We start from the raw sequence: 26,852 nt of genomic DNA, 5'->3' as shown, positions 1-26,852 counted from the left end.
CTCAGTGCAGCGCCCCCATCAGCAGGATCAGGCTGGAGCAGATGCAGGCGTACAGCGCGCCCTCGAACAGAGCCTCGTGCCACACCAGCCGCAACACGCCGAGGCGGCGCAAGGCCCAGTCCAGCAGCAGGAAGATCGGCAACGCCAGCAGCAGCGCCTGGGCCAGCGGCGGCAGGTAGACGCCGCCGATCTCGATATCAACGGGCATGGAGCGCTTGTCCTCGCGGTGAGTCGTTGACCTGGCGCGGTTCGGTGAACAGGTCGCGGAAGCGCTCCAGCAGGTCGGCAGCGACCAGCAGCGCGACGCCGCTGACGAACACCGGGCGCATCGCCTCGCCGGTGACGGGGTTGTCGTGACTGTGCAGGTCGTCCAGCTCCACGCCCAGTTCGCGCATCGCCGACAGTACGCGTTCCAGGCGTGCCGCCGGTGGCTGGTCAAGGCAGGCGGCCAACTCGTCGAGCACCAGCGAAAGACGCTCGCGCAGCGCATCGGGCAGACCCTCGGCATTCAGGCTCTCGCGCCGCAACTGATGCAGCACCACGCCGAGGGTCATGCTCGCCAGGCTGCACTGGAAACGTTCGACGGACTGGCCGTCGCGCGCGGCCGGCAGCAGGCCGAGCATGATCGCCAGGCGGTCGACCATACGGCTCTCGAACAGGAAGCGGCGTGCCTCGCTGGGTCTCGACAGCAGCACCGCGCGCACCTCCGCGCGGGTACGGCGCGACTGGCGGCGCAGGCGCGCGTCGGCGTCGAAGGGGAACACCCAGGCATACACCAGCAGCGCCAGCACGCCGGCGCAGATATAGCCGCCGGCAAACTCGAACCACTGCAGTGCGCTGTTGGTCCAGCTACCCTGGTTCTGCGGCCCTACCAGCAGGAAGGTCGACAGCCCCAGGCCGATGCCGATCCCGGCGGTCTGCGGGTTGGCCAGGCCGACAGCAATGACGTAGAGCAGTGGCGTGAGATACAGCGCCAGCATCTCGAAGTCGGAAACGCCCGGCAGCAGGAGGAACTGCAGCAGCGCCGCTGCCACCAGTGCCAGGGCCAGCCCGCGCAGGTACGCCTGGCTGGCCAGGAGCGGGCGCGGGAAGGTTGCCAGCATCGAGCAGAGGATGCCGATCAGGATCATCCCGGCGCGGGCGCCGTCCCATGCCGTTTCCACCCAGATCCAGCCGGCGCAGCACAGCGCGATGAAGGCGCGGGAGGCGTTCATGGCCGCGAGGTGGAAGTCCAGGTGCAACGCATGGGCCTGGCTCTGCTTGAAGGTGCAACTGCCGGGGCGGCCGTCCTGGATCGCCTCGCTCAGCTCGATCATTTCGTCCAGTTGCTGCATCAGCCGCGCCTGTTCGAAGCGCAGCGCCCAGGCCAGCGAGCGCAGCGAGGCCGGCAGACCGTCGGCCAGTTCCTCGGCCTGCCGGGCGGCGGCGTCGAAGCGCTGGCGCAGGCGGGTGATGCGCTTGCGCACTGGTGTCGGCAGGGCGCGGCCGTACTCGGCCAGTTCTTCCAGGCAGGCCAGCTCGTCCTCGCGCAAGCGCTGCACTGACTCCGGCAGCGGGCCGCTCATGCGTGCCTCGATCAGCTTGCGCTGGCGCCGCAGGATGGCCAGCCGCGAGGTCATCAGCACCATCTGATTGGCCAGCAACTGCACCAGCTCGTCCGCGCCGCGCAGCCTGGGGGCATCGAAATACAGGTGGCGGCGGAGCATCTCCAGCGCCGATATTTCCCCCAGCAACTGCATCTGCCGTTGCTGGAAGTCCTCCTCCGGCTCCTCGCCGCGGATCACCGCCGCGGCGTGCACCGCGATCAGCCGGATCAACTGATCGACCTTGGCGAAGTAGCCCCGCGCCACGCTCTGCGGACGGGCGAAGAACAGGCTGACGAGGGTGACACAGGCGACCCCCAGCAGTGTTTCGGTCACCCGGGTGATGGCCAGCGTATAGGTGGATTCGGGGTCCGGCTGGGCCAGCAGCGCGACGATCACCGCAGTGAACCCGCTGAGCACGAAGGCATGGGCATGGGTGAAGCGCAGCAGGGTACCGCCAGCAGTGCAGATCGCCAGCCATAGCGCCAGGGTGATGATGAAAGGCAGCGGTGCCTGCGGGAAAAGCGCCATCACCGCCACCGCCACGATTGCGCCGATGGTGGTGCCGATTACCTGGGCGAAACTCTTCTGCAGCGTCATGCCCGCCAGCGGCGTGCTGATGATCACCACCGTCATGGTCGCCCACTTGGGCTGCTCGAGATCCAGCAGGAATGCCAGGTAGAGCGTCAGCAACCCGGCCAGCACAGTGCGCAGAGCGAACAGCAGAGTGTCCCTGCCAGGATGGATGACAGCGCGCAGATACAGCAGCAGCGATGGCATGCCGGCCCCCTCGATGTCGGCCTGACGAAAACCCCGGCGCACGGCCGGGGCTGGTCAGGACAGTGTGGTCGAGGATTGCCGGGGCTGCGGGATTTCTTCGCGGCTCAGCCGGTGGCGTGCAGCGATTGCGCCAGGCGTTCCTGGATGAAGTCGAGGAAGCACTGGATGCGCAACGCCAGTTGCGAGTTGCGGTAGTACACCGCGTGGATCGGTTGGCGGCGTTCGCTGGTCAGCTCCGGCAGCACCCGTACCAGGCCCCCGGTCTGGATGTCGGCGCAGGTCATGAAGCTCGCCAGGCAGGCGATGCCCTGGCCGCTCAGGGCGAGCTGGCGCAGGGTTTCGCCGCTGGAAGCGGAGAGCGACGGCGTGATCGCCAGGGTATCGCCGCCGGCATGGCGGATCGGCCAGACGTTAAGCGCTTCGGGCTGGGTAAAGCCCAGCAGCGAGTGGCCGAGCAGCGCCTCCAGGTTGGCCGGGGTGCCGTGGCGCTCCAGGTATTCGGGAGCGGCCAGCAGGTTCAGCCGGCTGCTGCCCAGCGGGCGGGCGTGCAGGCTGGAGTCGGCCAGGTGGCCGATGCGGATGGCGATGTCGGTGCTCTGTTCCAGCAGGTCGATGTTCAGGTCGTTGGTGTTGAGTTGCAGCTCGATGTCCGGATAGCGCTCGCGAAAGGCGCCGATATGCGGAACCACCGCGTGCAGCATGAACGGCGAGGCGGCGTTGATGCGCAGGCGGCCGGCGGGTGACTGCTGGCGCAGCGCCAGGCGCTCTTCCAGGGCATCCATCTGTTCGAGGATGTGCCGCGCGTGTTCGAGGAAGAACTCGCCTTCCTCGGTCAGCTTCATGCGCCGCGTGGTGCGGTTGAGCAGCGTGGTGCCGAGCTTTTCCTCCAGCTTCGACAGCGCCCGGCTGACCGCCGAAGGCGTCAGCCCCAGTTGCTCGGCGGCGGCGGTGATGGAGCCGCAGTCGATCACCGTGGCGAAGGTCTTTAGTTCGTCGGAATGCGCTTTCATCGGCGGGCCTGTTCGGGAGCTGCGGGGGTGATTGTAGGGGCGGCGTGACCAGGTTGTCTTGACGCCTGGACGTTGCTTGCGGGCCGGCACCGGCACTGAAGCCAGCCGCAGGATGGGTGCCGCGAAGCGATACTCTCGGACAACGCCGCGCTTTAATCGCTGCCTCGGCCATGCAGCCGGAAGCGTATCGCGTGCTGGCACTGAAGCCAGCCGTAGGATGGGTGGAGCGATGCGATACCCATCGACAACGCCACGCGGCGCTCGACGCGATCGCTCCACACCTGCCAGACAGTCGCTCATGTAGCGCCGGGTCAGAACGTCCCCGGATACGCGCCGCCGTCCAGCAGCAGGTTCTGCCCGGTGAGGTAGCCCGCATGCACGCTGCAGAGAAACGCACAGAACGCGCCGAACTCCTCGGCGCTGCCGAAACGCCCGGCGGGGATTTCCCGCTTGCCGGCATCCACCAGTTCGCCTTCGTCGCGCCCGCTGAGCCCTGCGGCGCGGCGGAAGCCGCTGCGCAGGCGGTCGGTATCGAAAGAGCCGGGCAGCAGGCCGTTGATCGTGACGTTGCTGCCGGCCACGCGCGGCTGGCGGGCGAGGCCGGCGACGAAGCCAGTCAGGCCGCTTCGCGCGCCGTTGGACAGGCCGAGTACGTCGATCGGCGCTTTCACCGTGCCAGATGTGATGTTGACGATGCGTCCGAAGCCGCGCTCGGCCATGCCGTCCACGGTGGCTTTGATCAGCTCGATGGGGGTGAGCATGTTCAGGTCGAGGGCGCGCAGCCAGTCCTCGCGCTCCCAGTCGCGGAAGTCACCTGGCGGCGGGCCGCCAGCGTTGTTGACCAGGATGTCCACCTGCGGGCAGGCGGCCAGCAGGGCGGCACGAACCTCCGGTGCGCTGATGTCGCCGGCCACCTCGCGCACTTCCACGCCCAACTGGCGCAGCTCGGCGGCTGTGGCGGCGAGGGTGTCGACGTCGCGGGCGTTGATTGCCAGGTTCACGCCCTCGCGGGCCAGCGCCTGTGCGCACCCCTTGCCCAGACCTTTGCTGGCGGCGCAGACCACGGCCCAGCGGCCCTTGATGCCCAGATCCATGATGTTCTCCTGTTTGCTCTGCCGATTTGTCCGGGGAGCGCTTTTGTAGGATGGGTGGAGCGCAGCGATACCCATGCGGCGGGTACACGGCATCGATGGATATCACTGCGCTCCACGCCATCCTACGACGTGTTCGTCCTGCGAAATGGGGGCCTGCCGGTCAGGCAACGACCATCGGTGCCGGCAGGCGACTGATCCATTTACCGCCACCGTCGCCGGACTTCAAGCGGCGCAGTGCATCGGGCAGTTCGGCGAAGTCGAAGAACTGTCTGGCCGGCGCCTGCAATTGTCCGTCGGCGACAGCCTGCATCAGGCTCGCGGCGGCGTGGCGCAGCGTCTGCCAGTCCAGCGTGTCGCCGTGGGCGTGAATGCTGTTGAGCGCCACTTCGTGCAACGAGATGGCGGTACTGAAGGCCGGCAGCGGGGCGTTTTCCTGGCGATCCTGAATGCACACCAGATGGCCGTTGTAGCCCAGCAACGGCGCGAGGCTGGCAGCGTGCGCGCCGCTGACGGTATCGAACGCCGCGAACAGGCGGCGTGGGCCGAGGACGTCGCGCAGCCGTTGCGGCCATTGCGTATCGCGGTAATCGAAGACGCCAGCGATGCCCAGCCGCAACAGCGCGTCACGATGCCGTGGCGATGCCGTCACCCAGACCCGCAGGCCGCGCTGCACTGCCAGTTGTGCCAGGAGCAAGCCCACGGCGCCGCCGGCACCGGTGACCAGCACGTCTTGGTTGCCGCTGGCGGGGAGTTTTTCCAGTGCCTGCCAGGCGGTCAGGCCGGGGCACGGCAGGCTGGCGGCCACCGCGTCATCCAGCGAATCGGGCAGCGGATACACCGCATGGGCCGGCAGCAGGGTGCACTCGGCGAAGCTGCCGCCAGCGGAAAGCGCCTGGTGATAGGCAACCCGGGTGCCGACGCGCAGGCCGCTGGCGCTGCCGGCTGCGACCACGATGCCGGCGCCGTCGACGCCAGGCACCTGGCCCTCGCGCCAATCGTCGCGGCCCCAGTCGATCATCTTCCAGTCCACCGGGTTGAGGGCGATGGCCGTGTTGGCCACCAGCACTTCGTGCGTACCGGGGGCAGGCCGTGGCAGGCGGGCGAGGCGCAGGCCGTCGAGGCTGGCGCCGGGAGTCCAGGTCCAGGCGGCGTAATCGGTTGCGTTCATCATGGCTCCTTGAAAACACGGAGCCGCCCACGAGGGGCGGCTGTCGTATGGCGGTGGTTCAGTCCCAGGCCGGTGCCAGGCCATCCGGGCTGGTGATGCGTTCGTTGCGATCGAGCGCGGCGATGGCAGCCAGGTCGGCCTCGGTCAGGCGCAGGTCCACGGCACGCAGGTTGCCTTCGAGGTTCTCGCGGCGGGTGGACGAGGGGATCACCGAGTAGCCCAACTGCATCGCCCAGGCCAGCGCCACCTGTGCCGGGCTGGCGTTGTGGCGGCGGGCGATCTCGCCGATAACCGGGTCATTGAGCACCTTGCCGTAGCCCAGGGTCATGTAAGAGGTGATGTGGATGCCCTGGCTCCTGGCGAACTCGGCGACCTTGCGGTTTTGCAGGTAGGGGTGCAATTCCACCTGGTTGGTGGCGATCTGCCCGGCGCCGACGGCGGCGATGGCTTCCTGCATCAACGCGATGGTGAAGTTGGAAACGCCGATTTCGCCGGTCAGGCCCTGGGCCTTGGCTTCGGCCAGCGCTCCCATGAACTCGGCTACCGGCACTTCGCCGTTAGGCGACGGCCAGTGGATCAGGGTCAGCTCCACACGGTCGGTGCGCAGTTTGTGCAGGCTGTCCTTGAGGCTGGGGATCAGCTTGTCGGCGGCGTAGTTCGCGGTCCAGATCTTGGTGGTCAGGTACAGCTCGTCGCGCTTCACCCTGGCGCCAGCGATGGCTTCGCCGACATCGGCCTCGTTGCCGTAGATCTGGGCGGTGTCGATGGCGCGGTAGCCCAGGTCGAGGGCGGTGCGAATCGAGTCGATGACGGTCTGGCCCTTGAGGCGGAAAGTGCCGAGGCCGAAAGCGGGAACACTCATGGGAATCTCCTTGTGGTCGGTCAGTGTGTGGGAACCGCGCCATTGGCGGCGGGTTCCACGGAGTTGCGTCGATCCAGGCGACCGCTCAGGGCGGTCAGGCCGAATGCGGCGAGGGTCACCAGCGCGGCGATCCAGGGGGTGTGAGCCAGGCCCAGGTGACTCACCACCAGGCCGCCGGCCCAGGAGCCGCCGGCCACGCCGAGGTTGAACGCGGCGATGTTGAAGCCGGCGGCGACATCCACCGCATCCGCTGCTACCTGCTCGGCCTGCTGCACCACGTACACCTGCAGGCCAGGCACATTGCCGAAAGCCACGGCGCCCCAGGCCAGCACGGTCAGCACCACCAGCCACGGATTGCCGGCGGTGAAGGTCAGCACCAGCAGCACCGCTGCCAGCAGGCCGAAGATGATCTTCAGCGCCGATACCGGGCCGCGCTTGTCGGCGAGACGGCCGCCCCAGATATTGCCGATGGCCACCGAGATACCGTAGGCCAGGAGTACCGCGCCGACCATGTTGGGGCTGAAACCTGCGAGTTCCTGCAGGATCGGTGCGAGGAAGGTGAACGCGATCAACGAGCCGCCGTAGCCCACCGCAGTCATTGCGTAGACCAGCAGCAGGCGCGGCTGCAGCAGCACGCGGGCCTGGCGCAGCAGCGGTGCCGGTGGGGTGTGCTGGATGTTCTTCGGCACGAACAGCAGGCTGCCGAGCAGGGCGACCACGCCGAAGGCGGCGACGACCAGGAAGGTCACGCGCCAGCCCAGGTGCTGGCCAATGAAGGTGCCCAGCGGGATGCCGGTGACGAAGGCCACGGTCATGCCGCTGAACATGGTGGCGATGGCGCTGGCTGCCTTGTCCTTGCTCACCAGGTTGGTGGCGATGATCGAGCCGACCGAGAAGAACACACCGTGGGCCAGGCCGGTGAGAATGCGCGCGATGATCAGCGACTCATAGCCTGGCGCCTGCCAGGCCACCAGGTTGCCGAGGGTGAACAGCGCCATCAGCCCGACCAGCAGTGCCTTGCGCGGCACGCGACCGGTCAGCGCGGTGAGCAGCGGCGCACCGATGGCCACGCTCAGGGCGTAGAGGCTGACCAGCAGGCCGGCGGAGGGCAGGGCGACGCCAAGATCGCTGGCGATGGTGGGGATCAGGCCGACGATGACGAACTCCGTCGTTCCGATGGCGAAGGCGCTCAGGGTCAGCGCCAGGAGTGCGAGAGGCATGTGGGATGCTCCGGTCCGAATGCAATGCGATGGGCACATTGTCCCGGGATAGTCCCTTGTGAAAAACGCGGTGAACGGCAAAGGATAGTTGATCTGGATTCACGAATTGATAGGCCGGCTATGCTGGAACGAGCCGAACGGAGGGCTTCCCCATGCACTACACCGGCACCTGCCACTGCGGCGCGGTGGCCTTTGCCTTCGAGGCGCAGCTCGATGAACTGGTGCGCTGCGACTGCTCGCTCTGCGGCAAGCGCAATGCACTGATGGCCACCGTGGCGAAGGACCGCTTCCGTATCGTCCGGGGTGAGCAGGCTCTGCGCCTGTACCGCTGGAACAGCGGCGTGGCGCTGCATTACTTTTGCGCAACGTGCGGCATCTACGTTTACCACCAGCGGCGCAGCAACCCGGCGCTGCTGAGCGTGAACGCCTGCTGCATCGACGGCTTCGATACCGAGGCGCTGCCGTTGCGGCGGGTAGACGGCAAGAGCATGAGCGTCGTCGCGGGGGCTGTTCCGTAAGCTAGCCGTCGGGCACAAAAAAGCCCCGCATTGCGCGGGGCTTTTTCATTCGGCGCTCAAGCGTGCTTGCGCAGCTCGGTGCTGAGGCCGGCCTGGGCGATCGTTGCAATCGCCTGGTCACGTGCGGCCTCGGAGTCGTACAGCTTGCTTTTCAGCAGTTCTGCACCGGTGCTATCGCGGAGCACGAAGAAATTCTTGCCACCCGGTGCCATCTGGCGCTTGTAGCGCTCGATGGCGCCACAGGAGCTGCGGAGGCTGTTGATGGCCTGCTCGGCTGCCTCCTGTGTCGGGTAGGCGAGACTTTCCAGCAGGGTGCCGTGGGCGGTGTTCTTGAGAAGAAAACGGCGGTTGCCGCTGCTGAGTTCCTTGATTTCATACCAACCGGGCATGTGTTGCTCCATATAACCGGTGTCAACGACCTGGGGGTGTTCCCGCAGGGTGACAGTCCAGTTTATGGCCTTGGGGGGCCTGGTTGTATAGAAAAGACATATTAATCAGAGGGTTACTGTATCAAATTGTCTCAGGGCGCCCGGATGTATCGCTGGCGAGGCGTTTCAGGCCGGCGAAGGTGCCGGCCATGCCTTGCGCCGAGAGCGCGCCGTGGTCGGTAATGACGACGAGAAAGCGGAGCATGTTGCGCAGGGCCAGGGGGCTGGCGGCGTCGAGCACGGCCTGGCGGCTTGCGGTGCCGGCCGGGGGAGCAGGGTGGGTGGACCGTACAGGCTGGCATACCGGCTGCCAGCGGCCGGCGCATCCGAAGATGCCCTGCACGGCCCCCATAGAGCGGGCACTGCCATGCGAGGAGCCCTGCTGGGCCAATCCCGAACTGCCCGCGTTGGGCTGCGTGGCCACGTCAGGGGCTTGCGGCAGGATGCCAACCGAAGGGCCGGCAGTGGGAGCAGCCTCCGCAGGAGCGGACCTACAACAGCAAATATCCCTGCGGCGCCTTCGCTCCCGGTGGGTCGGCGATGAACTTCAGCCGTTCCGGCTGCCACCATCCCGGTAGCAAGCGGCGTACGGCCGGCTGGTTGAAACGGTCGTCAAGCAGGTAGATCACCCCCTGGTCGGTTGGCGTGCGGATCACCCGTCCGGCCGCCTGGACGACCTTCTGCAGGCCGGGGAACAGGTAGGTGTAGTCGTAGCCGTCGCCGAACATCGCCTGCATGCGTTGCTTGATCTCCTCGTTGACCTCGTTCACCTGCGGCAGCCCGAGCGTGGCGATGAAGGCGCCGATCAGGCGGTCGCCGGGCAGGTCGATGCCTTCGCCGAAGGCGCCGCCGAGCACGGCGAAACCGATGCCGCGCGAGTTCGGGGTGAAGCGGTCGAGGAAAGCCTGGCGCTCCAGTTCGTTCATGCTGCGCGACTGCGCCCAGTGCGGGATGTCCGGGTGCTCGGCGAGGAAACGCTCCAGCGCCTGCTGCAGGTAGGCGTAGCTGCTGAAGAAGGCCAGGTAGTTGCCGGGGCGGGCGCGGAACTGCCGGGCCATGAGGGTGCTGATCGGTGTGAGGCTGGCTTCCCGGTGCTGGTAGCGGGTGGACAGGTTGCTCAGCGCGTGGACGTTCAGTTGCTCGGCGTGGAACGGTGACTCCACCTCGCGCCAGGCTGTGCCTTCCGGCAGGCCGAGCAGGTCGGCGTAGTAGTGTGCCGGAGTCAGGGTGGCGGAGAACAGCGTGGTGCTGTGCGCCACCTTGAAGCGCTCGGCGAGGAACGGCGCTGGCACCACGTTGCGCAGGCACAGGGTCGAGAGTACGCGACGCGCGCTGACGTCGTGGCGGGTGATGTCGAACAGCGAGTGCGGCCCGTAGGCCTCGGCCAGCCGGCAGAACAGCATGGCGTCGAGGTAGAAGCGCAGCAACTCGGCCTCGTTGCCGGTGGGCTGGTCGGTGAGGTGGTCGGTGATGGCGCTGACGGCCTTCTGCAATGCGGCGATGAACAGGTCTGGAATGGTCGGGTAGATCTGGTACTGCGTGTCCTGGTCCTGGTGCAGTTGGTTCCAGTGGCGGCCGACGCGTTCCAGCGCGCTTTTCAGCTTGGCCGGGGCGACCTTGCGCAGCGCGTTGAACTCGCCCTGGTCCAGCTCGGCGCTGTACATGCCACGGGCTCGCTCGATGAGGTTGTGCGCTTCGTCCACCAGCAGTGTGACCTTCCAGTCGTTGAGCACGGTGAGTCCGTAGAGCAGGGCGGTCATGTCGAAGTAGTAGTTGTAGTCGCCCACCACCACATCGGCCCAGCGGCACAGTTCCTGGCTCAGGTAGTAAGGGCAGACCTGGTGCTCCAGCGCCACGTTGCGCACCGCTTCCTGGGTCAGCCAGCGCTGCTTGAGCGCGGCCTCGCGGGCGGCGGGCAGGCGGTCGTAGAAGCCCTTGGCGAGAGGGCAGGATTCGCCGTGGCAGGCTTTGTCGGGGTGTTCGCAGGCCTTGTCGCGGGCGACGTGCTCCAGCACCCGCAGAGGCTGGGCGGCGTGCTGCTGGCGCAGGGTCGCCAAGGCGTCCAGGGCCAGGCGCCGGCCAGGCGTCTTGGCGGTGAGGAAGAACAATCGGTCCAGGCCCTGGCTGGGGAAGGCCTTGAGTTGCGGAAACAGGGTGCCGAGGGTCTTGCCGATGCCGGTGGTGGCCTGGGCCATCAGTGTCTGCCCGTCGCGGGCGGCGCGGTACACCGACTCGGCGAGCATGCGCTGGCCCTGGCGGAAATCGGCATAGGGGAAGCGCAGTGCTTCCAGGCCCTGGTCGCGCTCGACGCGATGGGCGCTTTCCTGCTCGGCCCACTGCACGAAGCGCTGGCATTGCAGCTCGAAGAAGGCCCGCAACTCATCGGCGGCGAAACGCTCGCGGAACGCGGTTTCCTTCTGGGTGATGACGTTGAAGTAGACGACGGCCAGGTCGATGGCGTCGATCTCCAGGGTCTGGCACAGCAGCCAGCCGTATACCTTCACCTGCGCCCAGTGCAGCAGTCGGTGGTTCTGCGGGATGCGCGCGACGTCGCCGCGGTGGGTCTTGATCTCTTCCAGCAGGTTGGCGTTCGGGTCGTAGCCGTCGGCGCGGCCGCTGACCACCAGCCCGGGATACTCGCCACGCAGCGGCAGTTCGGCGATGTAGCCCAGACCACGACGGGAGACCACGGTGGCGTGCCCGGCCATGCCCTCCTGGGCGGTGGGCGCGGGGGTGAAGCGCAGGTCGAGGTCACCTTCCTTGGCGGTGAATTCGCATAGCGCGCGCACGGCGATGGCGTAGCTCAAGCGGGCTCCTCCTGCCAGCGCACGTAGCAGACTTCCACGGGCATGCCGTGCTTGGCGCAGAAGTCCAGCCAGCGCTTCTGGTTGTCCTGCAGGCGGTCGCCGGGGCCTTTCACCTCGATCATCCGGTAACGCGCCTCATCGGGCCAGAACTGGATCAGGTCGGGCATGCCGGCGCGGTTGGCCTTCGGGTCGGCCAGAAGGCGTTCGAACCACAGTTTCAGGTGCGCTGCCGGCAGGCACTGCAGGGCCTGCTCCAGCAGGTTCTCATCGAGCAGTTCCCAGTGCACGAAGGGCGAGAGAATGCCGGACTTGGCGGTATAGGTGTCACGGATCGCCGCGCGATAGGTGTTGCCGTCGAGCAGGGCTAGGCGCGCGGCGAAGCCTTCCGCGCGGCGGGTGACGAAGTCGGCACGGTTGAGGTCGCTCGGCCCGGCCTGGAAGGGGTGGAAGAAGGCGCCGGGAAGCGGGGCGAAGATCACTTCCCAGCAGAGCAGCCCGAACAGGCTGCAGATGAGCGCGTTCTCCACGTAGTAGACCGGCGCGGCGTCTTCATGGAGCACGGCCTGCACCGCGAACTCCACGTTGAAGTCCGGGCGGGGCAGTTCCAGGTCGATGCGCAGTGGTGGTGTGGGCTTGCCGGGTTTGTCCTTTGGCAAGCCGAGCTGGCGGACCAGCCGGGTACGCGCGCGTTCCACCAGTTGCAGCTCGCCGTCGCTTTCCGGTGCGGCCAGCGCGGCCAGCACCAGCGCGTGGGCTTCGTCGAAGCGTTGCAGGCGTTCCAGTACGCGAATCTGCCGCTGCCGCGAGCCCTCGGCGGCAGTGCGTCGATACAGAGCCAGCGCGGCGTCCAGCTCGCCCTCACGTTCCAACTGGTAGGCCATGCGGTACAGCAGACGGCCGTGGCGGGCTTGCAGGTAGGGGTTGTCGGTACGCAAGTCGCCCAGCTCGGCCAGCAGTTCGGCGATGGGTTCGCCCGCTTCGAAGCGCACGGCGCCATTCCACAGATGGATGTAGGTTTCCAGGTCGTCGCGGCAGCGGAAGGCGCGGGAGTCGGCAGTGAAGGGCACGCTTTCGTAACGGAAGATGCCGAGATCGGCGAGGACGAATTCGGACCAGTCCTGCTGCAGGTTGCCGAAGAACAGCAGGCGTAGGCGGTCGCACAGTGGTGTCGCCATCAGGGTGTAGAGACGGTCGAGGTCCGGGTACCAGCCGGCGAAGGTCTTTACCTGATCGTGATAGGCGTGCAGGTGTTCATAGAGCTCGGCCTTTTTCAGCGAGGCGCGCGGCAGGTCATCGTGGAAGCGGGCGATGAGTTCGTCCTTGAGCAGCAGCGGCAGCAGTTCGTCCAGGGCCAGCGGATAAGAGTCGCTCAGCCAGCCCAGCTCCAGCAGTGGCGCGGCAGCTTCGGATATGTCGCCGATTTCGGCATAGCTCAGCTTGCCGGCGCGAAAGTGCGGCCCCTTGCGCATCGCCAGGCGCACCAGCAGCGCCTGCGACGGCAGCGGCAGTTCGCGGAAGCCGGCGATGAAGGCTGCCTCTTCGGCGTCGAGCAGGTCGGCGTAGCGTTCGTCGATCCAGTCGAGGGCGCGGTGGAAGTTGCTCAGGTAGTAGAGGCTGGGGGCAAGCGGCGCGGGCATTGGCAGGTACTGGTTTTACATACAGTGCCTAGGATGGCAAGCGGGAGGCCTGGCCGCAAGGGTTCTGCCGGCCTTTCATCGGGCAGGCCCTGCATTGGCCTGGGCGTTCCGGCTTGCGATCCCCGATCTGGTCTGTCGGCGGCTCGCACCACGGCATTTCAGCCGGTCAATCCAGCCGGAATACCAGCGCCTTCAAGCCGCTGTCCGCATCGATGTCGGCGAACTCCGGCGGGTTGGCCAAGCGCTCGACGAAGCGCAGTTGCGGCGCCTCGGTGGCCATACCCTGGATGAGGAAGTCGGCACCGACGGCCGGATCGTTCACGCAGGCCAGCACGGTGCCGCGCCCCTCAAGTAACTCCGGCAGGCGGCGGAGGACGCGGGCATAGTCCTTGTCGAGGACGAAGCTGCCCTTCTGGAAACTCGGCGGGTCGATGATGATCAGGTCGTAGGGACCGTGCTTCTTCACCTTCCCCCAGGACTTGAACAGGTCGTGGTCGAGGAAGCTCACCCGAGACAGGTCGTGACCATTTAGACGGTGGTTGTCGCGGCCACGGCTAAGGGCGGCGCGGGCCATGTCGAGGTTGACGACTTTCTGCGCGCCGCCGGCGATGGCCGCCACCGAGAAGCCGCAGGTGTAGGCGAACAGGTTGAGCACCCGCAGGCCACCGGCGTTGGCCTGCACCCACTGGCGGCCGTAGCGCATGTCGAGGAACAGCCCGCTGTTCTGCTTGCGGCCCAGGTCCAGTTGGTAGCGCAGGTCGTGTTCGCTGATCTGCCAGCCGTCCAGCTCTTCGCCGTGCAGCACTTCCAGGGTGCTTTCCAGTACGTAGCGGTGCTGCAACATCAGGCTGCGGGCGCCAGCGGCGCGCCAGGTTTCGCTGTCGGTCAGCCCGGTCAGCATGGCCTTGAGCGCGGCCAGCTCGTCCGCCGCCGGTTCGCGGAACAACGATACCAGCAACACCCCTTGCAGCCAGTCGGCGGTCAACTGCTCCAGCCCTGGCCAGCGGCGCCCGCGGCCGTGGAACAGGCGGCGGGCTTCCGCGGGAGCGGGGTTGAGAGCGTCGATCAGTTGCTGGCGCAAGGTGGCGATGGCGTCGGTATTCATGCTTCGGGTCTTTCCGGTCGGGGCGGCGATTCTACGCGTATCAGGCGCAATGGCGCTGCACCTGGAGTCTTTCCTCGGGCCGGGGGGCGACGAAGTAGCGATTGAGCGCTTCGTAGCCCGCCGGGTCCAGCGTCGCCGCCAGTGGTGCCAGGGCATGTCGTGCCAGCAGGCGATTGCGGCAGGTGGCGGCGTCGATATCGAGGAAATGCAGGCAATGCGGGGCACCTGCCTGTTCCGCCAGGTCGATCAGCCAACGGCGGTCGGCCAGGGTGTTGGCGGGGATGTCCAGTACCACGCTGGTGCCGGCGCGCAGCAGGCCCACCACATGGGGGCCCATCACCTTGCGCACGCGGCGGGCATAGAGCAGGTAGTCGTCCGCTGTGCTGATGCCCCAGGGGAACAGCTCCACCAGCCATTGCTCCTCGGCCAGCAGCACCGTGCCCGGCGCTTCCGCCAGCGTCTTCGCCAGGCAGGACTTGCCCGATGCCGCCTTGCCGCACAGCAGGTGCAGCGTGCCTGTGTGTGTCGTCATGTCGTCGCTTCCAGCAGGTCGGTGCCATAGGAATTGTCCACTGCGCAGCGCCAGGCGCCATCGGCCTCGCGGCGGAAGACGTAGGTGGCGCGGCGGGTCAGCTTGCCGTGGGTGGTGTCCAGCAGGGTCTGGGCGACCACCAGGGCGGTGTCGCCGGATTCGAGGATCTCCAGGCGGCCCTGGCGCACCCGCAGGGCGTGGCCGAAGTGTTCGGCGATGGCGATGAATGCCTGGCGGATCTGCGCCTTGCCACGCGCCAGCAGGCCGGGCTTGACCACCAGCAGGGCGTCGTCGCTATAGAAGTCGATTAGCGCGTCGAAGTCCTCGCGGCCGATAGCCTCGTCGGCGGCCTGGATGAGCGCTTGCAACGGGTGGATTGCCTGGTCCATCGATGTCTCCTCACGGGAAGGCCTCGGACGGCGGGCATTAAAAAACCCGCCGGGAGGCGGGTTTGGTTGTTCGCGGAAATGCGCTAACCCACCATCGGCGTGATGGTGGTAATAATCTGCTGGAAGGTGCGATTGGCGGCATTCATGGGCCACACGCTAGCAGAAACTTCCTGCCGGGTGCCAGTACTCTTTTTTTCCGGCGGCATGGCATGATCGCGCAGCGGTGTGGTCCAACCGCCACCGTACCTTCTCCCGTCGCTCCGGAGCCCCCATGCCATCCCTCGTTCCGACCCGCTTCCTGCGCCGGCTGGCGCTGCTTGCCGGGTTGGCCGCCTCCGTCGCCGTGCTCGCCTGCCCGGAAGGCCAGCGGCAGATATGCGAGCAGACCTGCGTTTGCATTCCCGATCTCGCCACGGTTCTCGGCCCGGTGCTCGCCGACGGCCGGAAGATGGCTGCCCAGGCGCTGGCGGTGTGGCTGCAACAGTCCCGCGACCAGGCCGAGCAGAGCGGCACCCAGCCCATGCCGCTGGATATCCGGGCGCAGTTGCAGGCGTACTTCCCGGACGAAGTGCTGATGACGGCGCGCTACTCCACCGGCGCCCTGGATGAACTCAACGCCGCCCAGGCGATCATGCAGAACCCCGATACCGAGGCCGTCACCCTGGTTGACGTAGTGGTGTTCCGCAGCGAGGAAGATGCGCAGAAGAACGTCGCGCTATGGGCGCACGAGCTGTTCCATGTCCAGCAGTACCGGGAGTGGGGCGTACAGGGCTTCGCCACCCGCTACACCCAGGACTACGACGCCGTGGAAGCGCCGGCCTACGAGATACAGCGGCGTGTGGCCAAGGATCTGCGCGATGGCAGGCTGGCGTCGCCGGATCGATCCGGCGGCGATCGATAGACGCGCGCCGGGAGTCCCGCTGCGAGGCTGGGTCAGGAGCGGCTGGCCGCCCCCTCCGTCACGGGTGTCCCGCCGCCCAGGGCCTTGCACAGGGCGATCAGGGTCAGTCGCAGCTGCGTGTCGCTGTCCACCACGTCACGGCGTGATTGCAGGTAGGCGCGCTGGGCGTCCAGTTCCACCAGGAAGTCGGTCATGCCGCCTGCGTAGCGGGCCTTGGCCATGCCGTAGGCGGCGCCGCTGCTGCTCAGCTTCTCCTGCAGCCGCTGGTTGCGCTGTCGTTCGGCGCCGTACTGGCTCAGGGCGTCGTCGACTTCCTGCCAGGCCCTGAGCACGGTTTGCTGGTAGGACACGGCGGCTTCCTGCTGTTCGAGCTTGCGCAGATTGATCTGCGAGCGGCGGCGGCCGTTGTCGAAGATCGGCAGGGACAGGCTCGGCCCGACGCTCCAGGTGCGGCTGCCCCAGTCGCTGAACTTGCCATCGTCCGCCGATTCGTAGCCGAAGCTGGCGCCCAGGCGGATGGCTGGGTAGAGGTCGGCGACGGCGACGCCGATATTGGCCGTGGCGGCGTGCAGTTGGGCTTCTGCGGCGCGGATATCCGGGCGCCGGCGGGCCAGTTCGGAGGGTACGCCGAGGCTGAGGTCTGGCGTTTGCGGTGCAGGTTGTGCAACGGGCTTGAGGTCGTCGCGCAGGCTGCCGGGCTCAGCGCCGATCAGCACGCCGATCTGGTTGATCGCTGCGCTTTCGCTGGCCTGCAATTGCGGCAGGCTGGCGCGCAGCTCGGCGAGCTGGCCGCGCTGGCGCTCCACGTCGAAGTCGTCCACCAGCCCGCCGTCGGCGCGTACCTGGATCAGTTGCAGGGACTCCTCGGTGGCGGCGATGTCCTGCCTGGCAACGGCGATCTGCTGCTGCACGCCGCGCAGTTCGAAGTAGGCCCGCGCCAGTTCGGCCGAGACGCCCAGGCGGGTCTCGTAGAACATCGCCTGCTGCGCCGCCACGCTGGCGTCGGCTGCTTCGATGGAGCGGCGGATGCGGCCCCAGAGGTCGGGCTCCCAGGAGGCGTCGAAGCCGGCCTGGTAGAGCGTGAAGGGCTGTGCCAGCACCTTGCTGATTTCGTCACTGTCGGCGCCGGGGGCGATGCGCTGGATCATCAGGGCGTTGGCGCCGTTTTCGCTCATGCGCTGGCGATTCACCGCGCCGGATGCGTTGACGTCGACGCCGCGCTGGGCGGCCACCATCTGCCGCTGCATGCGGCTCTGGGCGAAGCGCAGCACGGCGGTGTTGAGGTCCGGGCTGGCCTTGTCGGCGCGTCGTTGCAGGTTGTTCAGCACCGGGTCGTTGAACAGCGTCCACCAGTCCTCGGTGAGGCGGACACTCCCCTCGGCCGGGGGCAGTTGCCCATTGCCGGAATGCGCGGCCTGCCAACTGGCCGGCGCCTGGGCCTTGGGCGCCTCGTAGTCGGGGCCGACGGCGCAGCCGGCCAGGCTGGCGCCGAGCAGGGCGAAGGAGGCGAGGCGGGAGGTGCGGTTCATGGGTTACACCCTCTCAGGTTTGCCGGCGCGGCAGCGGCGCAAGCACGAATACCAGTGTCAACGGTGCCGGTCATCGTCATCCGAGGACTCCTCGAATCGCCGGGCGGAAAGCCCATCGCCAGCGACAGCGCGATCAGGAAGATGCCGCCCGCCTGCCACGACGCGTGGGAGTGCCCTTTTTCCGGCAATACAGGTATCCCAGCCCGAACGGCAGCAGGAGCTGGGTGACGAGAAATACGATGGAGTGGCCGCTGTCGTCCATGTCTGTTGGCTTCCGAGGGTGGCTCGCCCAGGGTCGTGGGTTGCTCGATCATGCCGGGTTATCCGTTACGCAAGCCGGTGGCGGAACAGCCACGAGGCGAGCGGCAGGGTGACGGCGGCGACCACCAGCATGGGTATCAGGTTGAGCCCCACGTCGGTGAGGCTCGCGCCTTCCAGGTAGACGCGCTGGATCAGGTCGATACCGAAGCGCAGTGGGTTCGCGTAGGTCACGATCTGCAGGAACTCGGGCATGTTGCGCACGGGCGTGGCGAGGCCTGAGAGCAGCGTCAGCGGCATGATCAGCACGAAGGTGTAGAGCATCGCCTGCTGCATGTTCAGCGAGATGGCGGAGATCGACATGCCCAGGCCGACGCAGGCGATGGTGAATACCGCGAGGCCGCCGTAGAGGTTCAGCAGCGAGCCGGCCATCGGGATGTCGAACCAGAACAGCGCCATGAGCAGGACCAGGGTGGCCTGGGCGAGCCCGATCAGGGTCGGTGGAATCGCCTTGCCGAGCATGATTTCCAGCGGTGTGTAAGGTGTCACCAGAAGCTGGTCGAAGGTGCCTTGCTCGCGTTCGCGGGCCACCGACAGGGCGGTGAGCATGAGTGTCTGCATCATGCTCAGGGTGGCGATCAGCGCGGGGATCAGCGGCCAGCGGGTTTCCAGGTTGGGGTTGTACCAGGAGCGGCTCACCACGCTGACCGGCGGCGTCGCCAGGCCCATGTCGCGGTTGAAGGTGCCCACCACTTCGGCGAGGCCGGCAGCCGCCGATCCGGCGGTGTTGGAGTTGCGCCCGTCGAGGATCACCTGGATCGGCGCGGCGTCGCCCTGGGCCAGGCGGGTCTGGAAGTCGGCGGGAATGTGGATCACCAGCAGGGCTTTCTGTTCATCGATCAGCGTCTGGATTTCCTCGACCCGTGTCAGGGTCGCGACCCGGTGGAAGATGCCGCTGCCATCCAGGCGCGAGGCCAGCTCGGTGGACGCTTCGCCGCGGCTCAGGTCGAGCAGGGCGTAGGGCGCGTCGTTGAGGTCGAAGGTCACCGCGTAGCCGAACAGCACGCTCTGCATCAGCACCGGTGCCACCAGCACGATGCGGTTGGCCGGGTCCTTGAGGATCACCAGCAGTTCCTTGCGCCAGAGGTTGAGGATGCGCCAGAGAAATTCCATGTCGTCAGAACCTGCTCAATGTCTGCCTGTGCCTGCCCATAGGGTGGGACCAGGCCCGGAATGCCCATCTACAGAGTGCGAACTGCGGTTCTTCGCCCGTTTGCGCGTTGGCCGGGCTGTGCTCGGCGAGACCTTGGACATGTTCTAGTCCAGCCGCTTGCGGGTCACTGCCCGCGCCAGTCCGAGCAAGGCTACCGCGTAGCCGGCGAGGATCGCGCAGTTCTTGAAGATCATCGGCCAGAAGTCGCCGGCCAGGAATAGCGACTTCACCAGCTCCATGAAGTAAGTCGCCGGCAGCAGGTTGCCGATGATCCGGATGGCGGTCGGCACGTTGCGCAGGTCGAAGATGAAGCCCGAGAGCATCATCGCCGGCAGGAAGCTGGCGAGCAGGGCGATCTGGCTGGCGAGGAACTGGTTCTTGGTCACCGCCGAGATCAGCAGGCCGATGCCGAGGGCCACCAGCATGTAGAGCATCGAGGCGATCACCAGCACCACGAAGGAGCCATACAGCGGCACGTCGAACAGGACGCGCGCGGCGATCAGGCACAACGCCAGGCCGATCATGCCGACGGCGAAGCAGGGAATGATCTTCGCCAGCAGGATTTCCACGGGTCGCACGGGGGTGACGAACAGCGCCTCCAGGGTGCCGCGCTCCCATTCGCGCGCCATCACCAGGGCGGTGAGGAAGGCGCCCACCAGGGTCATGATCAGCACGATCAGCCCCGGAACCAGGTACCAGGTGCTGGTGTTGGCGGCGTTGAACCACATGCGCTGGACGATGGTGACCGCGCCACCCTGGGCCTGCCCGGCGTTGCGGTCGGCCTGCTTGGCGCCCCAGCCGGCCAGGGCGCTGCTGACGTAGGTGGAGACGCTGGCGGCGCGGGTGGCGTCCGAGCCTTGCACCAGTACCATGATCTGCGCGTTGCCGTCGTTCAACTGGCGGGTGAAGTCCGGCGGCACCTGCACCAGCGCATCCACCTCGCGGCGCTTCATCAGCGCTTCGCCCTCGGCGAACGAGCGCACCAGGTGCGGCTCCAGGTACTCGGTGCGGCTGATGCTGGCGGCTACGTCCCGCGCCACGGGGGAAGGGTCTTCGAGGACGATGGCGATGATCGCGCGCTTGACGTCCAGCGACAGGCCGTAGCCGAAGATGAGGATCAGCGCGATGGGCAGGCCGATGCCGATCAGCAGGTTGCTGCGGTCGCGCACCAGTTGGCGGACCTCCTTGCGGGTCAGCGACAGCAGGCGCCGCCAGAATCCGGCCGCGCTCATCCCGCGCCCTCGCTGGCATGCTGGCGGTTGGTTTCGACGATCTGGATGAACGCCTGCTCCATGTTCAGCGTGCTGCCCTTGCCGCCGGCCTGCTCGCGGACCTCCCGCGGGGTGCCCATCGCCAGCAGCTTGCCGGCGTCCTGGATGACGATGCGGTCGCAGTACTCGGCTTCTTCCATGAAGTGCGTGGTGATGATGATGGTGGTGCCGGATGCCGCCAGCGCCGTGATGCGCTGCCAGAAGCCGCGGCGGGCGAGGGGGTCGGCGCCGCTGGTGGGTTCGTCGAGGAAGAGTATTTCCGGCTCGTGGAGCAGCCCCACGGCCATTGCCAGGCGCTGCTTGAAGCCGCCGGGCAACTGGCCGCTGGGAGCATCTTCCTGGCCGGAGAGGTCGAACTGGCGGGACACCGTCGCCATCCGCTCGCTCAGGCGCTTGCCGCCCAGCCCGTACGCGCCGCCGAAGAAACGCAGGTTTTCCGCCACCGAGAGGTTGCCGTAGAGGGAGAACTTCTGCGACACGTAGCCGACCTTGCGCCGTGCCTGCGCCCGCGCGTTGCGCAGGTTGACGCCGGCGACCTGGAGGGTGCCGCTGGTGGCCGGCAGCAGGCCGCAGAGCATGCGGAAGGTGGTGGTCTTGCCGGCGCCGTTGGGGCCGAGCAGGCCGAAGATTTCGCCGCGGCGCACGCTGAAGCTGGTGCTGGCCACGGCGGTGAAGTCGCCGAACTTGCGCACCAGGTCCTTCACTTCGATCACCGCCTCGTCGCCTTCCTCATGGCGGCGCGTACCGGACTTGAGAGCGTCCATGTCCACGGCTTCGGCGTCACTGCGGGCGCGCAGAAGGAACATGAAGCCATCCTCCAGGCGCGCATCGACCTGCCTGACCGGCGCGCCATCGAGCATCTGGTCGAGCTTGCCCTGGTCGGCGTCGGGCTGGCGGATGAAGCGCACTTCGCCGCTCTGCGGCACGGCATCGACAATGTTCTGCTGGTCGTCCAGCAGGCGTGCCTGCAGGGTGCGCGCCGGTTCGTCCCGGGGCGGCGTAGCGATGAAGCACAGGCCGTCGGCATGGTCGCGGATTGACGCGGGATCGCCTTGGGCCATCAACTGCCCCTGGTGCAGCAGGAAGACCTTGGCGCAACGCTCGGCCTCGTCCATGTAGGAGGTTGCCACCAGCACGCTGAGCTGCTCCTGCTCGATCAGTTGCTGGATGATTTCCCATAGCTCGCGGCGCGACAGCGGGTCTACTCCGACGGTCGGCTCGTCAAGCAGCAGCAGGTCCGGCGAGCGCACCAGGGTGCAGGCCAGCCCGAGTTTCTGCTTCATGCCGCCGGAGAGCTTGCCGGCCGGTCGCTCGGTGAAGCGTGCCAGGTCGGTCATCTCCAGCAGCCGCTGGTAGCGCTCCTTGCGCTGGGCGGGCGAAACGCCGTGCAGGTCGGCATAGAGGTCGAGGTTTTCCTGCACGCTGAGGTCTTCGTAGAGGCCGAAGCGTTGCGGCATATAGCTGATGCGGTCCTGGACCTGTTGCGGATGCTCGTGGACATCGAGGTCGAGCACCGTGAGGCTGCCTCCGTCGGCCTGCAACAGCCCGGCGGCGAGGCGCAGGAAGGTGGTCTTGCCGGCGCCGTCCGGGCCGACCAGCGCGGTGAGCTGGCCGCGCGGGATTTCCAGCGAAACGTCATGCAGCGCCTGCACCGTCTTGCCCGACTCCTTGACCAGGAAACGCTTGGCCAGCGCCTCGGCGCGAATCACCCAGGGCTCGCCCATCAGTTAGGCTCGTCGGCGAAGCGCACCGTGGCCGGCATGCCCAGGCGCAGGCGGTTGTCCGGGTCGGCGACGATAATCCGTACTTCATAGACGAGGCTGGTGCGCAGTTCTTCGGTCTGCACTGACTTGGGCGTGAATTCGGCGACCGAGGAGATGAAGCCGACATGGCCGTCCACCGGGCGTTCCGGGTGGCTGTCGGTGAAGACCTGCGCCTTCATGCCGGGCTTGATACGGCCGAGATTGGCCTCGCTGACGTAGGCGCGGATCCACTTGGGATCGGTCAGAGCCAGCGAGTAAACCGGGCGCTGCGGCGAGGCCATGTCGCCCGGCTCCAGCAGACGCGAGCGTACTACGGCGTTCTGCGGGGCCTTGAGTTCGGCCTCGTCGAGATTGTGGCGGAGCAGGGCGAGGTCGGCGCGGGCGCCTTCGAGCTGTGCCGCCGCCTGGGCGACGTCTTCCGCACGCGGGCCGATCTGCGCCAGGCGCAGGGACTTCTGGCGGTCTTCCAGTTCGGCCTGCGCCACCTTCTGCTGCGAGGTGGCGGTATCGATGTCCTGCTGGCTGACGGCGCGGCCGCCAGGGCTGCTGGCGCGGATGTTCTGCAGGCGGCGCAACTGGGTATTGGCGAGGTCGAGCTGTGCGCGGGCGGCCTGGTCCTGGGCGCGGGCTCTGTCGATGTCCTCGGGGCGCGAGCCGTTCTTCAGGCGCAGCAGGTTCTGCTCCTGCGCGGCGATCTGCGCCTGTGCCTTGTCGATCTGCAGGCGCAGCGCGCGGGTGTCGAGGCTGGCCAGCACGTCACCGGTCTTCACGGTGTCGCCTTCCTCGACGTTCATTTTCGCGATGCGCTCGCTGCCGGTGAAGGCCAGCGATACCTGGCGGATGTCCACGTTGCCGTAGAGCACCAGGCCCTTTTCCGCACTTCCGCGGGACTGCAGGTACCACCACAGTCCGCCCCCCAGCAACACCACCACTACGGCGACCAGCAACAGCTTCTTCGGCATGAAGACCTTCCCTGTTTCGTGACAGCCCGGTGAAGGATAGACAGTTCCGCGCCGCTGATGGGGATCTGTATCAATAGCCCGGTATCCCGACTGGCCGCCAGGCGGCATTCCAGAGCGTCCGCCGCCGCCGTGACGGACCCTTTGTCAGGTGCCCGGCCAGGGCCTGGCGTTGCCTGTTAGCGTGGAGTGAAGCATTGGACGGGAGCACCGTCATGAACGACGACGTGGAGAATCTGCAGGCGGTCAGGCGATCCCCCTGGCTCCGCCGCGCACAACTGATGCAGTGGTTCGGCCTGGTGATGTTCGTGCTGGCCATCGGCCTGGCCGCGCTGACCGACTTCATGGACCGCCGCGAAGGCATCGCGACCATCGCCATCTTCGCCATGCTCGGCCTGCTGGCGCTGGTGCCGGCGCGCTTGATCCTCGCCCGGTACCTGATGAACCCGGAGCAGAGGGGGCGGGTGCGCCACCCGTAGCGCCGTTGCTTCAGCGCGGGACGATGGACTGCACCCGTGGTTGTATCTGTTGCTGCGGGATGCCTTTGTAGCCGATCTGGCCGCTGTCCCCCATTGGCGGCGGCGGTGGCGCGTCGTTGTGGCTGTTGCAGGACGAGCCGCCCAGGACGACGGCCAGCGCGCCCGCCAGGAGCACCGGTACGAATCTGCTCATCGCTGCTGCCTCCCGCAAGCCCCCGCGTTTCACCCAGTGAACCCGAGAACGTCTGCCTCCCGGCGCCCGCCTGACGAACGGTGGCGCATCCCTGTCATGAAATGAAAAGCCCCTGTCGTTCGATGTGAAGCGGTCCGCAAGGCCCCTCCCTAGAGTCCGGTTCATGGGCAATCGCCCAAGTAAAAACAACAAGACTGACAGGAGTTACCGGCATGGCCAAAGCCGTTCGTTTCTATGAGACAGGAGGTCCCGAAGTCCTGCGTTACGAGGATGTGGAGGTCGGCGACCCCGGCCCGGGGCAAGTGCGTCTGCGCCACGTCGCAGTGGGGCTCAACTACGCCGACACCTACTTCCGCAATGGCACCTACGCGGTTCCGCTACCCAGCGGCATGGGTGTCGAGGCCGCCGGCGTGGTGGTGGCGGTGGGCGAGGGCGTCGAGAACGTGGTACCGGGCGACCGCGTCACCTACACCGGCTTCATCAATACCCTGGGCGCTTACAGCACCGAGCGCCTGGTTCCCGCCGCACCGCTGATCCGCCTCCCGGAAAGCATCGCCTTCGAAACCGCTGCCGCCATGACCATGCGCGGCCTCACCTCGGCGTACCTGCTGCGCCGCATCCACGACTTCAAGCCCGGCGACAGCATCCTGCTGCACGCGGCGGCCGGCGGCGTGGGGCTGATCGTCTCGCAGTGGGCACGCCTGCTCGGGCTGCGGGTGATCGGCACCGTTTCCAGCGGTGCCAAGGCGGAAATCGCCAAGGCCCACGGTTGCGAGCACGTCATCAACTACAGCGAGGAAAACGTCGCCGAGCGCGTTCGCGCGCTGACCGATGGCCGTGGCGTGGATGTGGTGTTCGACAGCGTCGGCAAGGACACCTTCATGTCCTCCCTCGATTCGCTCAAGCGGCGCGGCCTGATGGTCTGCGTCGGTACTGCGTCCGGGCCGATCCCGCCGTTCGACCCGGTGCTGCTGGCGATGAAGGGCTCGGTGTTCCTCACGCGCCCGGCGCTGGCGGACTACATCGCAGATCCGCAGGAAAAGGCCGCGCTGCTCGATGAGCTGTTCACCCACGTGGGCAACGGTGATATCCGCATCGAGATCAACCAGCACTACGCCCTGGAAGACGCAGTCCAGGCGCACCGCGACCTGGAGTCTCGCAAAACCACCGGCTCGTCGATCTTCGTCATCTGAGGTGACTCGTCATGCACGTGGAGCAACTGACTTGCAGCATCGGCGCTGAAGTTTCCGGCGTGAACCTGGGCGATGCCGCCCGTGACGATGCACTGTTCGACGAAATCCGACGCCTGCTGCTCAAGCACAAGGTGCTGTTCCTGCGCGATCAGGACATCACCCGTGCCGAGCATGTCGCCTTCGCTCGCCGCTTCGGCGAGCTGGAGGACCACCCGGTGGCTGGCAGCGACCCGGAGCATCCGGGCCTGGTGCGGATCTACAAGACCCCGGACCTGCCCAACGACCGCTACGAGAACGCCTGGCATACCGACGCCACCTGGCGCGAGGTGCCGCCCATGGGCTGTGTGCTGCGTTGCGTGGAGTGCCCGCAGGTAGGTGGCGACACCATGTGGGCCAACATGTCGCTGGCCTACGAAATGCTGCCGGCGGAGATCAAGGCCCGGATCGAGGGCCTGCGCGCCCGCCACAGCATCGAGGCGAGCTTCGGTGCGGCGATGCCGATCGAGAAGCGCCTGGCGCTCAAGGCGATGTACCCCGACGCCGAGCACCCTGTGGTGCGCACGCACCCGGAGACGGGCGAGAAGGTGCTGTTCGTCAATGCCTTCACCACCCACTTCACCAACTACCACACCGCGCAGAACGTGCGTTTTGGCCAGGACGCCAATCCCGGCGCGCTGGACCTTCTGCGCTACCTGGTGAGCCAGGTCTACATCCCCGAGTACCAGGTGCGCTGGCGCTGGAAGAAAAACAGCGTGGCGATCTGGGACAACCGCTGCACCCAGCATTACGCGGTGATGGATTACCCGCCGTGCGTGCGCCGCATGGAGCGCGCCGGAATCATCGGCGACAAGCCGTTCTGATTCCCGGATAGACGAGTCCCTACAAGAACAATCCAAGGAGACAGACATGCAATTTTTCGACGATTCCCTGCACCCGGAAAACCAGGACAAGGTAGTGATCACCGTGGCGCCCTATGGCCCCGAGTGGATGCCCGAGGATTTCCCCGAAGACATCCCGGTGACGATGGATGAACAGGTCCAGAAGGCCGTTGACTGCTACGAGGCCGGCGCCACCGTGCTGCACCTGCACGTTCGCGAGCTGGACGGCAAGGGCTCCAAGCGCCTGTCCAAGTTCAACGAGCTGATCGCCGGCGTGCGCGAAGCGGTGCCGGATATGATCATCCAGGTTGGCGGCTCGATCTCGTTCGCTCCCGAAGACGAGGGCGAGGCCGCCAAGTGGCTGTCCGACGACACCCGCCACATGCTGGCCGAACTGACGCCCAAGCCTGACCAGGTGACGGTCGCGATCAACACCACCCAGATGAACATCATGGAGCTGCTCTATCCGGAATACCTCAAGGGTACGTCCCTGGAGCATCCGGCCTACCAGGCGGCCTACAGCGAGATGACCGTGCCGGCCGGCCCGGCCTGGGTCGAGGAGCACCTCAAGCGCCTGCAGGCTTCCAACATCCAGCCGCACTTCCAGCTCACCGGCATGCACGCGCTGGAAACCCTCGAACGCCTGGTCCGCAAGGGCGTCTACCGTGGCCCGCTGAACCTGACCTGGATCGGCATCGGCGGCGGTTTCGACGGCCCCAACCCGTTCAACTTCATGAACTTCGTGCACCGCGCGCCGGACGGCGCCACGGTCACCGCCGAGTCGCTGCTCAAGAACGTCCTGCCGTTCAACATGATGGCGATGGCGATGGGGCTGCACCCGCGCTGCGGCATCGAGGACACCATCATCGGCCAGCACGGCCAGCGCATGAGTTCGGTGGAGCAGATCCAGCAGTGCGTGCGCGTTGCCCACGAGCTGGGCCGCGAGATCGCCAGCGGCCAGGAAGCCCGCGCCATCTACAAGATTGGCGTGCAGTACGACAGCGTCGAGGAAACCTTGCGCATGAACGGCATGGCGCCCAATCGCCAGGCCGGCCAGCGGGCGGTTCCCCTGCGCGCCTGAT

Annotated in this window: 26 protein-coding genes; 6 read left to right on the top strand and 20 right to left on the bottom strand. The window is 66.9% G+C overall.

Annotated features, from left to right (window positions below; all coding sequences use genetic code 11):
* Position 1 precedes the first annotated feature (1 nt).
* From OU419_RS15755 to OU419_RS15725, 7 genes are all read right to left on the bottom strand, one after another.
* The gene (locus tag OU419_RS15755) at positions 2-208 is read right to left on the bottom strand and encodes a DUF1656 domain-containing protein (protein ID WP_254473907.1); all 207 of its coding nucleotides are present in this window, start codon (positions 206-208) and stop codon (positions 2-4) included.
* On the bottom strand, positions 198-2,363 hold the full coding sequence (locus tag OU419_RS15750) for an FUSC family protein (RefSeq protein ID WP_254473908.1): 2,166 nt from the start codon (positions 2,361-2,363) through the stop codon (positions 198-200). Before OU419_RS15750 ends, OU419_RS15755 begins: the two co-directional genes overlap by 11 nt.
* Before the next feature lie 104 nt (positions 2,364-2,467).
* Complete coding sequence (locus tag OU419_RS15745; protein ID WP_254473909.1) at positions 2,468-3,373, bottom strand: LysR family transcriptional regulator; 906 nt, start codon at positions 3,371-3,373, stop codon at positions 2,468-2,470.
* Positions 3,374-3,684: 311 nt separating this feature from the next.
* On the bottom strand, positions 3,685-4,467 hold the full coding sequence (locus tag OU419_RS15740) for an SDR family oxidoreductase (RefSeq protein WP_254473910.1): 783 nt from the start codon (positions 4,465-4,467) through the stop codon (positions 3,685-3,687).
* A gap of 160 nt (positions 4,468-4,627) precedes the next feature.
* Positions 4,628-5,635, bottom strand: a complete 1,008-nt coding sequence (locus OU419_RS15735) for a zinc-binding dehydrogenase (RefSeq protein WP_254473911.1) — start codon at positions 5,633-5,635, stop codon at positions 4,628-4,630.
* A 58-nt stretch (positions 5,636-5,693) separates the two neighbouring features.
* Complete coding sequence (dkgB, locus tag OU419_RS15730) at positions 5,694-6,497, bottom strand: 2,5-didehydrogluconate reductase DkgB (protein ID WP_254473912.1); 804 nt, start codon at positions 6,495-6,497, stop codon at positions 5,694-5,696.
* A 20-nt stretch (positions 6,498-6,517) separates the two neighbouring features.
* On the bottom strand, positions 6,518-7,717 hold the full coding sequence (locus tag OU419_RS15725) for an MFS transporter (protein WP_254473913.1): 1,200 nt from the start codon (positions 7,715-7,717) through the stop codon (positions 6,518-6,520).
* A 152-nt stretch (positions 7,718-7,869) separates the two neighbouring features.
* Here OU419_RS15725 and OU419_RS15720 point away from each other — a divergent pair, with 152 nt between their 5' ends.
* On the top strand, positions 7,870-8,235 hold the full coding sequence (locus OU419_RS15720; RefSeq protein WP_254473914.1) for a GFA family protein: 366 nt from the start codon (positions 7,870-7,872) through the stop codon (positions 8,233-8,235).
* Between the two features lie 56 nt (positions 8,236-8,291).
* On the opposite strand, the gene OU419_RS15715 is transcribed toward OU419_RS15720, so the two are convergent.
* The 7 genes from OU419_RS15715 to OU419_RS15685 form a co-directional block, all read right to left on the bottom strand.
* On the bottom strand, positions 8,292-8,624 hold the full coding sequence (locus OU419_RS15715) for a DUF1508 domain-containing protein (protein WP_254473916.1): 333 nt from the start codon (positions 8,622-8,624) through the stop codon (positions 8,292-8,294).
* 121 nt (positions 8,625-8,745) lie between these two features.
* A complete protein-coding gene (locus OU419_RS15710; RefSeq protein ID WP_254473918.1) occupies positions 8,746-8,904 on the bottom strand; it encodes a hypothetical protein in 159 nt (52 codons plus the stop codon).
* A gap of 250 nt (positions 8,905-9,154) precedes the next feature.
* Complete coding sequence (locus OU419_RS15705; RefSeq protein WP_254473920.1) at positions 9,155-11,470, bottom strand: ATP-dependent DNA helicase; 2,316 nt, start codon at positions 11,468-11,470, stop codon at positions 9,155-9,157.
* Entirely contained in the window at positions 11,467-13,107 is a 1,641-nt protein-coding gene (locus OU419_RS15700) for a VRR-NUC domain-containing protein (protein WP_254473922.1), read from the bottom strand. The genes OU419_RS15705 and OU419_RS15700 overlap by 4 nt, the downstream gene beginning before the upstream one ends.
* A 166-nt stretch (positions 13,108-13,273) precedes the next feature.
* Positions 13,274-14,212, bottom strand: coding sequence for a class I SAM-dependent methyltransferase (locus OU419_RS15695; RefSeq protein WP_254473924.1), 939 nt, complete (start codon positions 14,210-14,212; stop codon positions 13,274-13,276).
* Between the two features lie 40 nt (positions 14,213-14,252).
* Positions 14,253-14,744: an AAA family ATPase gene (locus OU419_RS15690; RefSeq protein WP_254473926.1), complete on the bottom strand. Its 492-nt coding sequence runs from the start codon at positions 14,742-14,744 to the stop codon at positions 14,253-14,255.
* Positions 14,741-15,133 (bottom strand): YybH family protein, encoded by a 393-nt coding sequence (locus OU419_RS15685; RefSeq protein WP_254473935.1) that lies wholly within the window; start codon positions 15,131-15,133, stop codon positions 14,741-14,743. The genes OU419_RS15690 and OU419_RS15685 overlap by 4 nt, the downstream gene beginning before the upstream one ends.
* A 271-nt stretch (positions 15,134-15,404) precedes the next feature.
* Between OU419_RS15685 and OU419_RS15680 the strand changes: the two genes are divergently transcribed.
* A complete protein-coding gene (locus OU419_RS15680) occupies positions 15,405-16,034 on the top strand; it encodes an eCIS core domain-containing protein (protein WP_254473936.1) in 630 nt (209 codons plus the stop codon).
* Positions 16,035-16,066: 32 nt separating this feature from the next.
* Here OU419_RS15680 and OU419_RS15675 read toward each other — a convergent pair whose 3' ends face one another.
* The 5 genes from OU419_RS15675 to OU419_RS15655 form a co-directional block, all read right to left on the bottom strand.
* Entirely contained in the window at positions 16,067-17,563 is a 1,497-nt protein-coding gene (locus tag OU419_RS15675; protein ID WP_254473937.1) for an efflux transporter outer membrane subunit, read from the bottom strand.
* A gap of 327 nt (positions 17,564-17,890) precedes the next feature.
* The gene (locus OU419_RS15670; RefSeq protein WP_254473938.1) at positions 17,891-18,994 is read right to left on the bottom strand and encodes an ABC transporter permease; all 1,104 of its coding nucleotides are present in this window, start codon (positions 18,992-18,994) and stop codon (positions 17,891-17,893) included.
* 144 nt (positions 18,995-19,138) lie between these two features.
* Positions 19,139-20,266, bottom strand: coding sequence for an ABC transporter permease (locus tag OU419_RS15665; RefSeq protein WP_254473940.1), 1,128 nt, complete (start codon positions 20,264-20,266; stop codon positions 19,139-19,141).
* A complete protein-coding gene (locus tag OU419_RS15660; RefSeq protein ID WP_254473942.1) occupies positions 20,263-22,029 on the bottom strand; it encodes an ATP-binding cassette domain-containing protein in 1,767 nt (588 codons plus the stop codon). The genes OU419_RS15665 and OU419_RS15660 overlap by 4 nt, the downstream gene beginning before the upstream one ends.
* Positions 22,029-23,030, bottom strand: coding sequence for an HlyD family efflux transporter periplasmic adaptor subunit (locus OU419_RS15655; RefSeq protein ID WP_254473944.1), 1,002 nt, complete (start codon positions 23,028-23,030; stop codon positions 22,029-22,031). The genes OU419_RS15660 and OU419_RS15655 overlap by 1 nt, the downstream gene beginning before the upstream one ends.
* A gap of 212 nt (positions 23,031-23,242) precedes the next feature.
* Between OU419_RS15655 and OU419_RS15650 the strand changes: the two genes are divergently transcribed.
* Entirely contained in the window at positions 23,243-23,506 is a 264-nt protein-coding gene (locus tag OU419_RS15650) for a hypothetical protein (protein ID WP_254473946.1), read from the top strand.
* 10 nt (positions 23,507-23,516) lie between these two features.
* On the opposite strand, the gene OU419_RS15645 is transcribed toward OU419_RS15650, so the two are convergent.
* Positions 23,517-23,699, bottom strand: coding sequence for a hypothetical protein (locus OU419_RS15645; RefSeq protein ID WP_254473948.1), 183 nt, complete (start codon positions 23,697-23,699; stop codon positions 23,517-23,519).
* A 212-nt stretch (positions 23,700-23,911) separates the two neighbouring features.
* Here OU419_RS15645 and OU419_RS15640 point away from each other — a divergent pair, with 212 nt between their 5' ends.
* From OU419_RS15640 to OU419_RS15630, 3 genes are read left to right on the top strand one after another with little or no spacing between them, the layout of a single operon-like run.
* Positions 23,912-24,892 (top strand): quinone oxidoreductase family protein, encoded by a 981-nt coding sequence (locus tag OU419_RS15640; RefSeq protein ID WP_254473950.1) that lies wholly within the window; start codon positions 23,912-23,914, stop codon positions 24,890-24,892.
* An 11-nt stretch (positions 24,893-24,903) separates the two neighbouring features.
* Positions 24,904-25,752 carry a TauD/TfdA dioxygenase family protein gene (locus OU419_RS15635; protein ID WP_254473952.1) on the top strand — a complete coding sequence of 283 codons (849 nt, stop codon included), beginning with the start codon at positions 24,904-24,906 and terminating at the stop codon, positions 25,750-25,752.
* A gap of 46 nt (positions 25,753-25,798) precedes the next feature.
* Positions 25,799-26,851, top strand: a complete 1,053-nt coding sequence (locus OU419_RS15630; protein WP_254473954.1) for a BKACE family enzyme — start codon at positions 25,799-25,801, stop codon at positions 26,849-26,851.
* Position 26,852 lies beyond the last annotated feature (1 nt).

Source organism: Pseudomonas triclosanedens, assembly GCF_026686735.1.
GTDB lineage: Bacteria > Pseudomonadota > Gammaproteobacteria > Pseudomonadales > Pseudomonadaceae > Pseudomonas > Pseudomonas triclosanedens.
Note: the sequence above shows the minus strand (reverse complement) of the source record. Positions and strands in the feature narration are given on the sequence as shown.

Coding starts and splice junctions, on each gene's coding strand:
- OU419_RS15720 (WP_254473914.1), top strand. CDS start 7,870: ATGCACTACACCGGCACCTGCCACTGCGGCGCGGTGGCCTTTGCCTTC.
- OU419_RS15715 (WP_254473916.1), bottom strand. CDS start 8,624: ATGCCCGGTTGGTATGAAATCAAGGAACTCAGCAGCGGCAACCGCCGT.
- OU419_RS15670 (WP_254473938.1), bottom strand. CDS start 18,994: ATGGAATTTCTCTGGCGCATCCTCAACCTCTGGCGCAAGGAACTGCTG.
- OU419_RS15755 (WP_254473907.1), bottom strand. CDS start 208: ATGCCCGTTGATATCGAGATCGGCGGCGTCTACCTGCCGCCGCTGGCC.
- OU419_RS15645 (WP_254473948.1), bottom strand. CDS start 23,699: ATGAGCAGATTCGTACCGGTGCTCCTGGCGGGCGCGCTGGCCGTCGTC.
- OU419_RS15665 (WP_254473940.1), bottom strand. CDS start 20,266: ATGAGCGCGGCCGGATTCTGGCGGCGCCTGCTGTCGCTGACCCGCAAG.
- OU419_RS15655 (WP_254473944.1), bottom strand. CDS start 23,030: ATGCCGAAGAAGCTGTTGCTGGTCGCCGTAGTGGTGGTGTTGCTGGGG.
- OU419_RS15690 (WP_254473926.1), bottom strand. CDS start 14,744: ATGACGACACACACAGGCACGCTGCACCTGCTGTGCGGCAAGGCGGCA.
- OU419_RS15700 (WP_254473922.1), bottom strand. CDS start 13,107: ATGCCCGCGCCGCTTGCCCCCAGCCTCTACTACCTGAGCAACTTCCAC.
- OU419_RS15635 (WP_254473952.1), top strand. CDS start 24,904: ATGCACGTGGAGCAACTGACTTGCAGCATCGGCGCTGAAGTTTCCGGC.
- OU419_RS15735 (WP_254473911.1), bottom strand. CDS start 5,635: ATGAACGCAACCGATTACGCCGCCTGGACCTGGACTCCCGGCGCCAGC.
- OU419_RS15675 (WP_254473937.1), bottom strand. CDS start 17,563: ATGAACCGCACCTCCCGCCTCGCCTCCTTCGCCCTGCTCGGCGCCAGC.
- OU419_RS15640 (WP_254473950.1), top strand. CDS start 23,912: ATGGCCAAAGCCGTTCGTTTCTATGAGACAGGAGGTCCCGAAGTCCTG.
- OU419_RS15745 (WP_254473909.1), bottom strand. CDS start 3,373: ATGAAAGCGCATTCCGACGAACTAAAGACCTTCGCCACGGTGATCGAC.
- OU419_RS15650 (WP_254473946.1), top strand. CDS start 23,243: ATGAACGACGACGTGGAGAATCTGCAGGCGGTCAGGCGATCCCCCTGG.
- OU419_RS15685 (WP_254473935.1), bottom strand. CDS start 15,133: ATGGACCAGGCAATCCACCCGTTGCAAGCGCTCATCCAGGCCGCCGAC.
- OU419_RS15695 (WP_254473924.1), bottom strand. CDS start 14,212: ATGAATACCGACGCCATCGCCACCTTGCGCCAGCAACTGATCGACGCT.
- OU419_RS15725 (WP_254473913.1), bottom strand. CDS start 7,717: ATGCCTCTCGCACTCCTGGCGCTGACCCTGAGCGCCTTCGCCATCGGA.
- OU419_RS15630 (WP_254473954.1), top strand. CDS start 25,799: ATGCAATTTTTCGACGATTCCCTGCACCCGGAAAACCAGGACAAGGTA.
- OU419_RS15750 (WP_254473908.1), bottom strand. CDS start 2,363: ATGCCATCGCTGCTGCTGTATCTGCGCGCTGTCATCCATCCTGGCAGG.
- OU419_RS15680 (WP_254473936.1), top strand. CDS start 15,405: ATGCCATCCCTCGTTCCGACCCGCTTCCTGCGCCGGCTGGCGCTGCTT.
- OU419_RS15740 (WP_254473910.1), bottom strand. CDS start 4,467: ATGGATCTGGGCATCAAGGGCCGCTGGGCCGTGGTCTGCGCCGCCAGC.
- dkgB (WP_254473912.1), bottom strand. CDS start 6,497: ATGAGTGTTCCCGCTTTCGGCCTCGGCACTTTCCGCCTCAAGGGCCAG.
- OU419_RS15660 (WP_254473942.1), bottom strand. CDS start 22,029: ATGGGCGAGCCCTGGGTGATTCGCGCCGAGGCGCTGGCCAAGCGTTTC.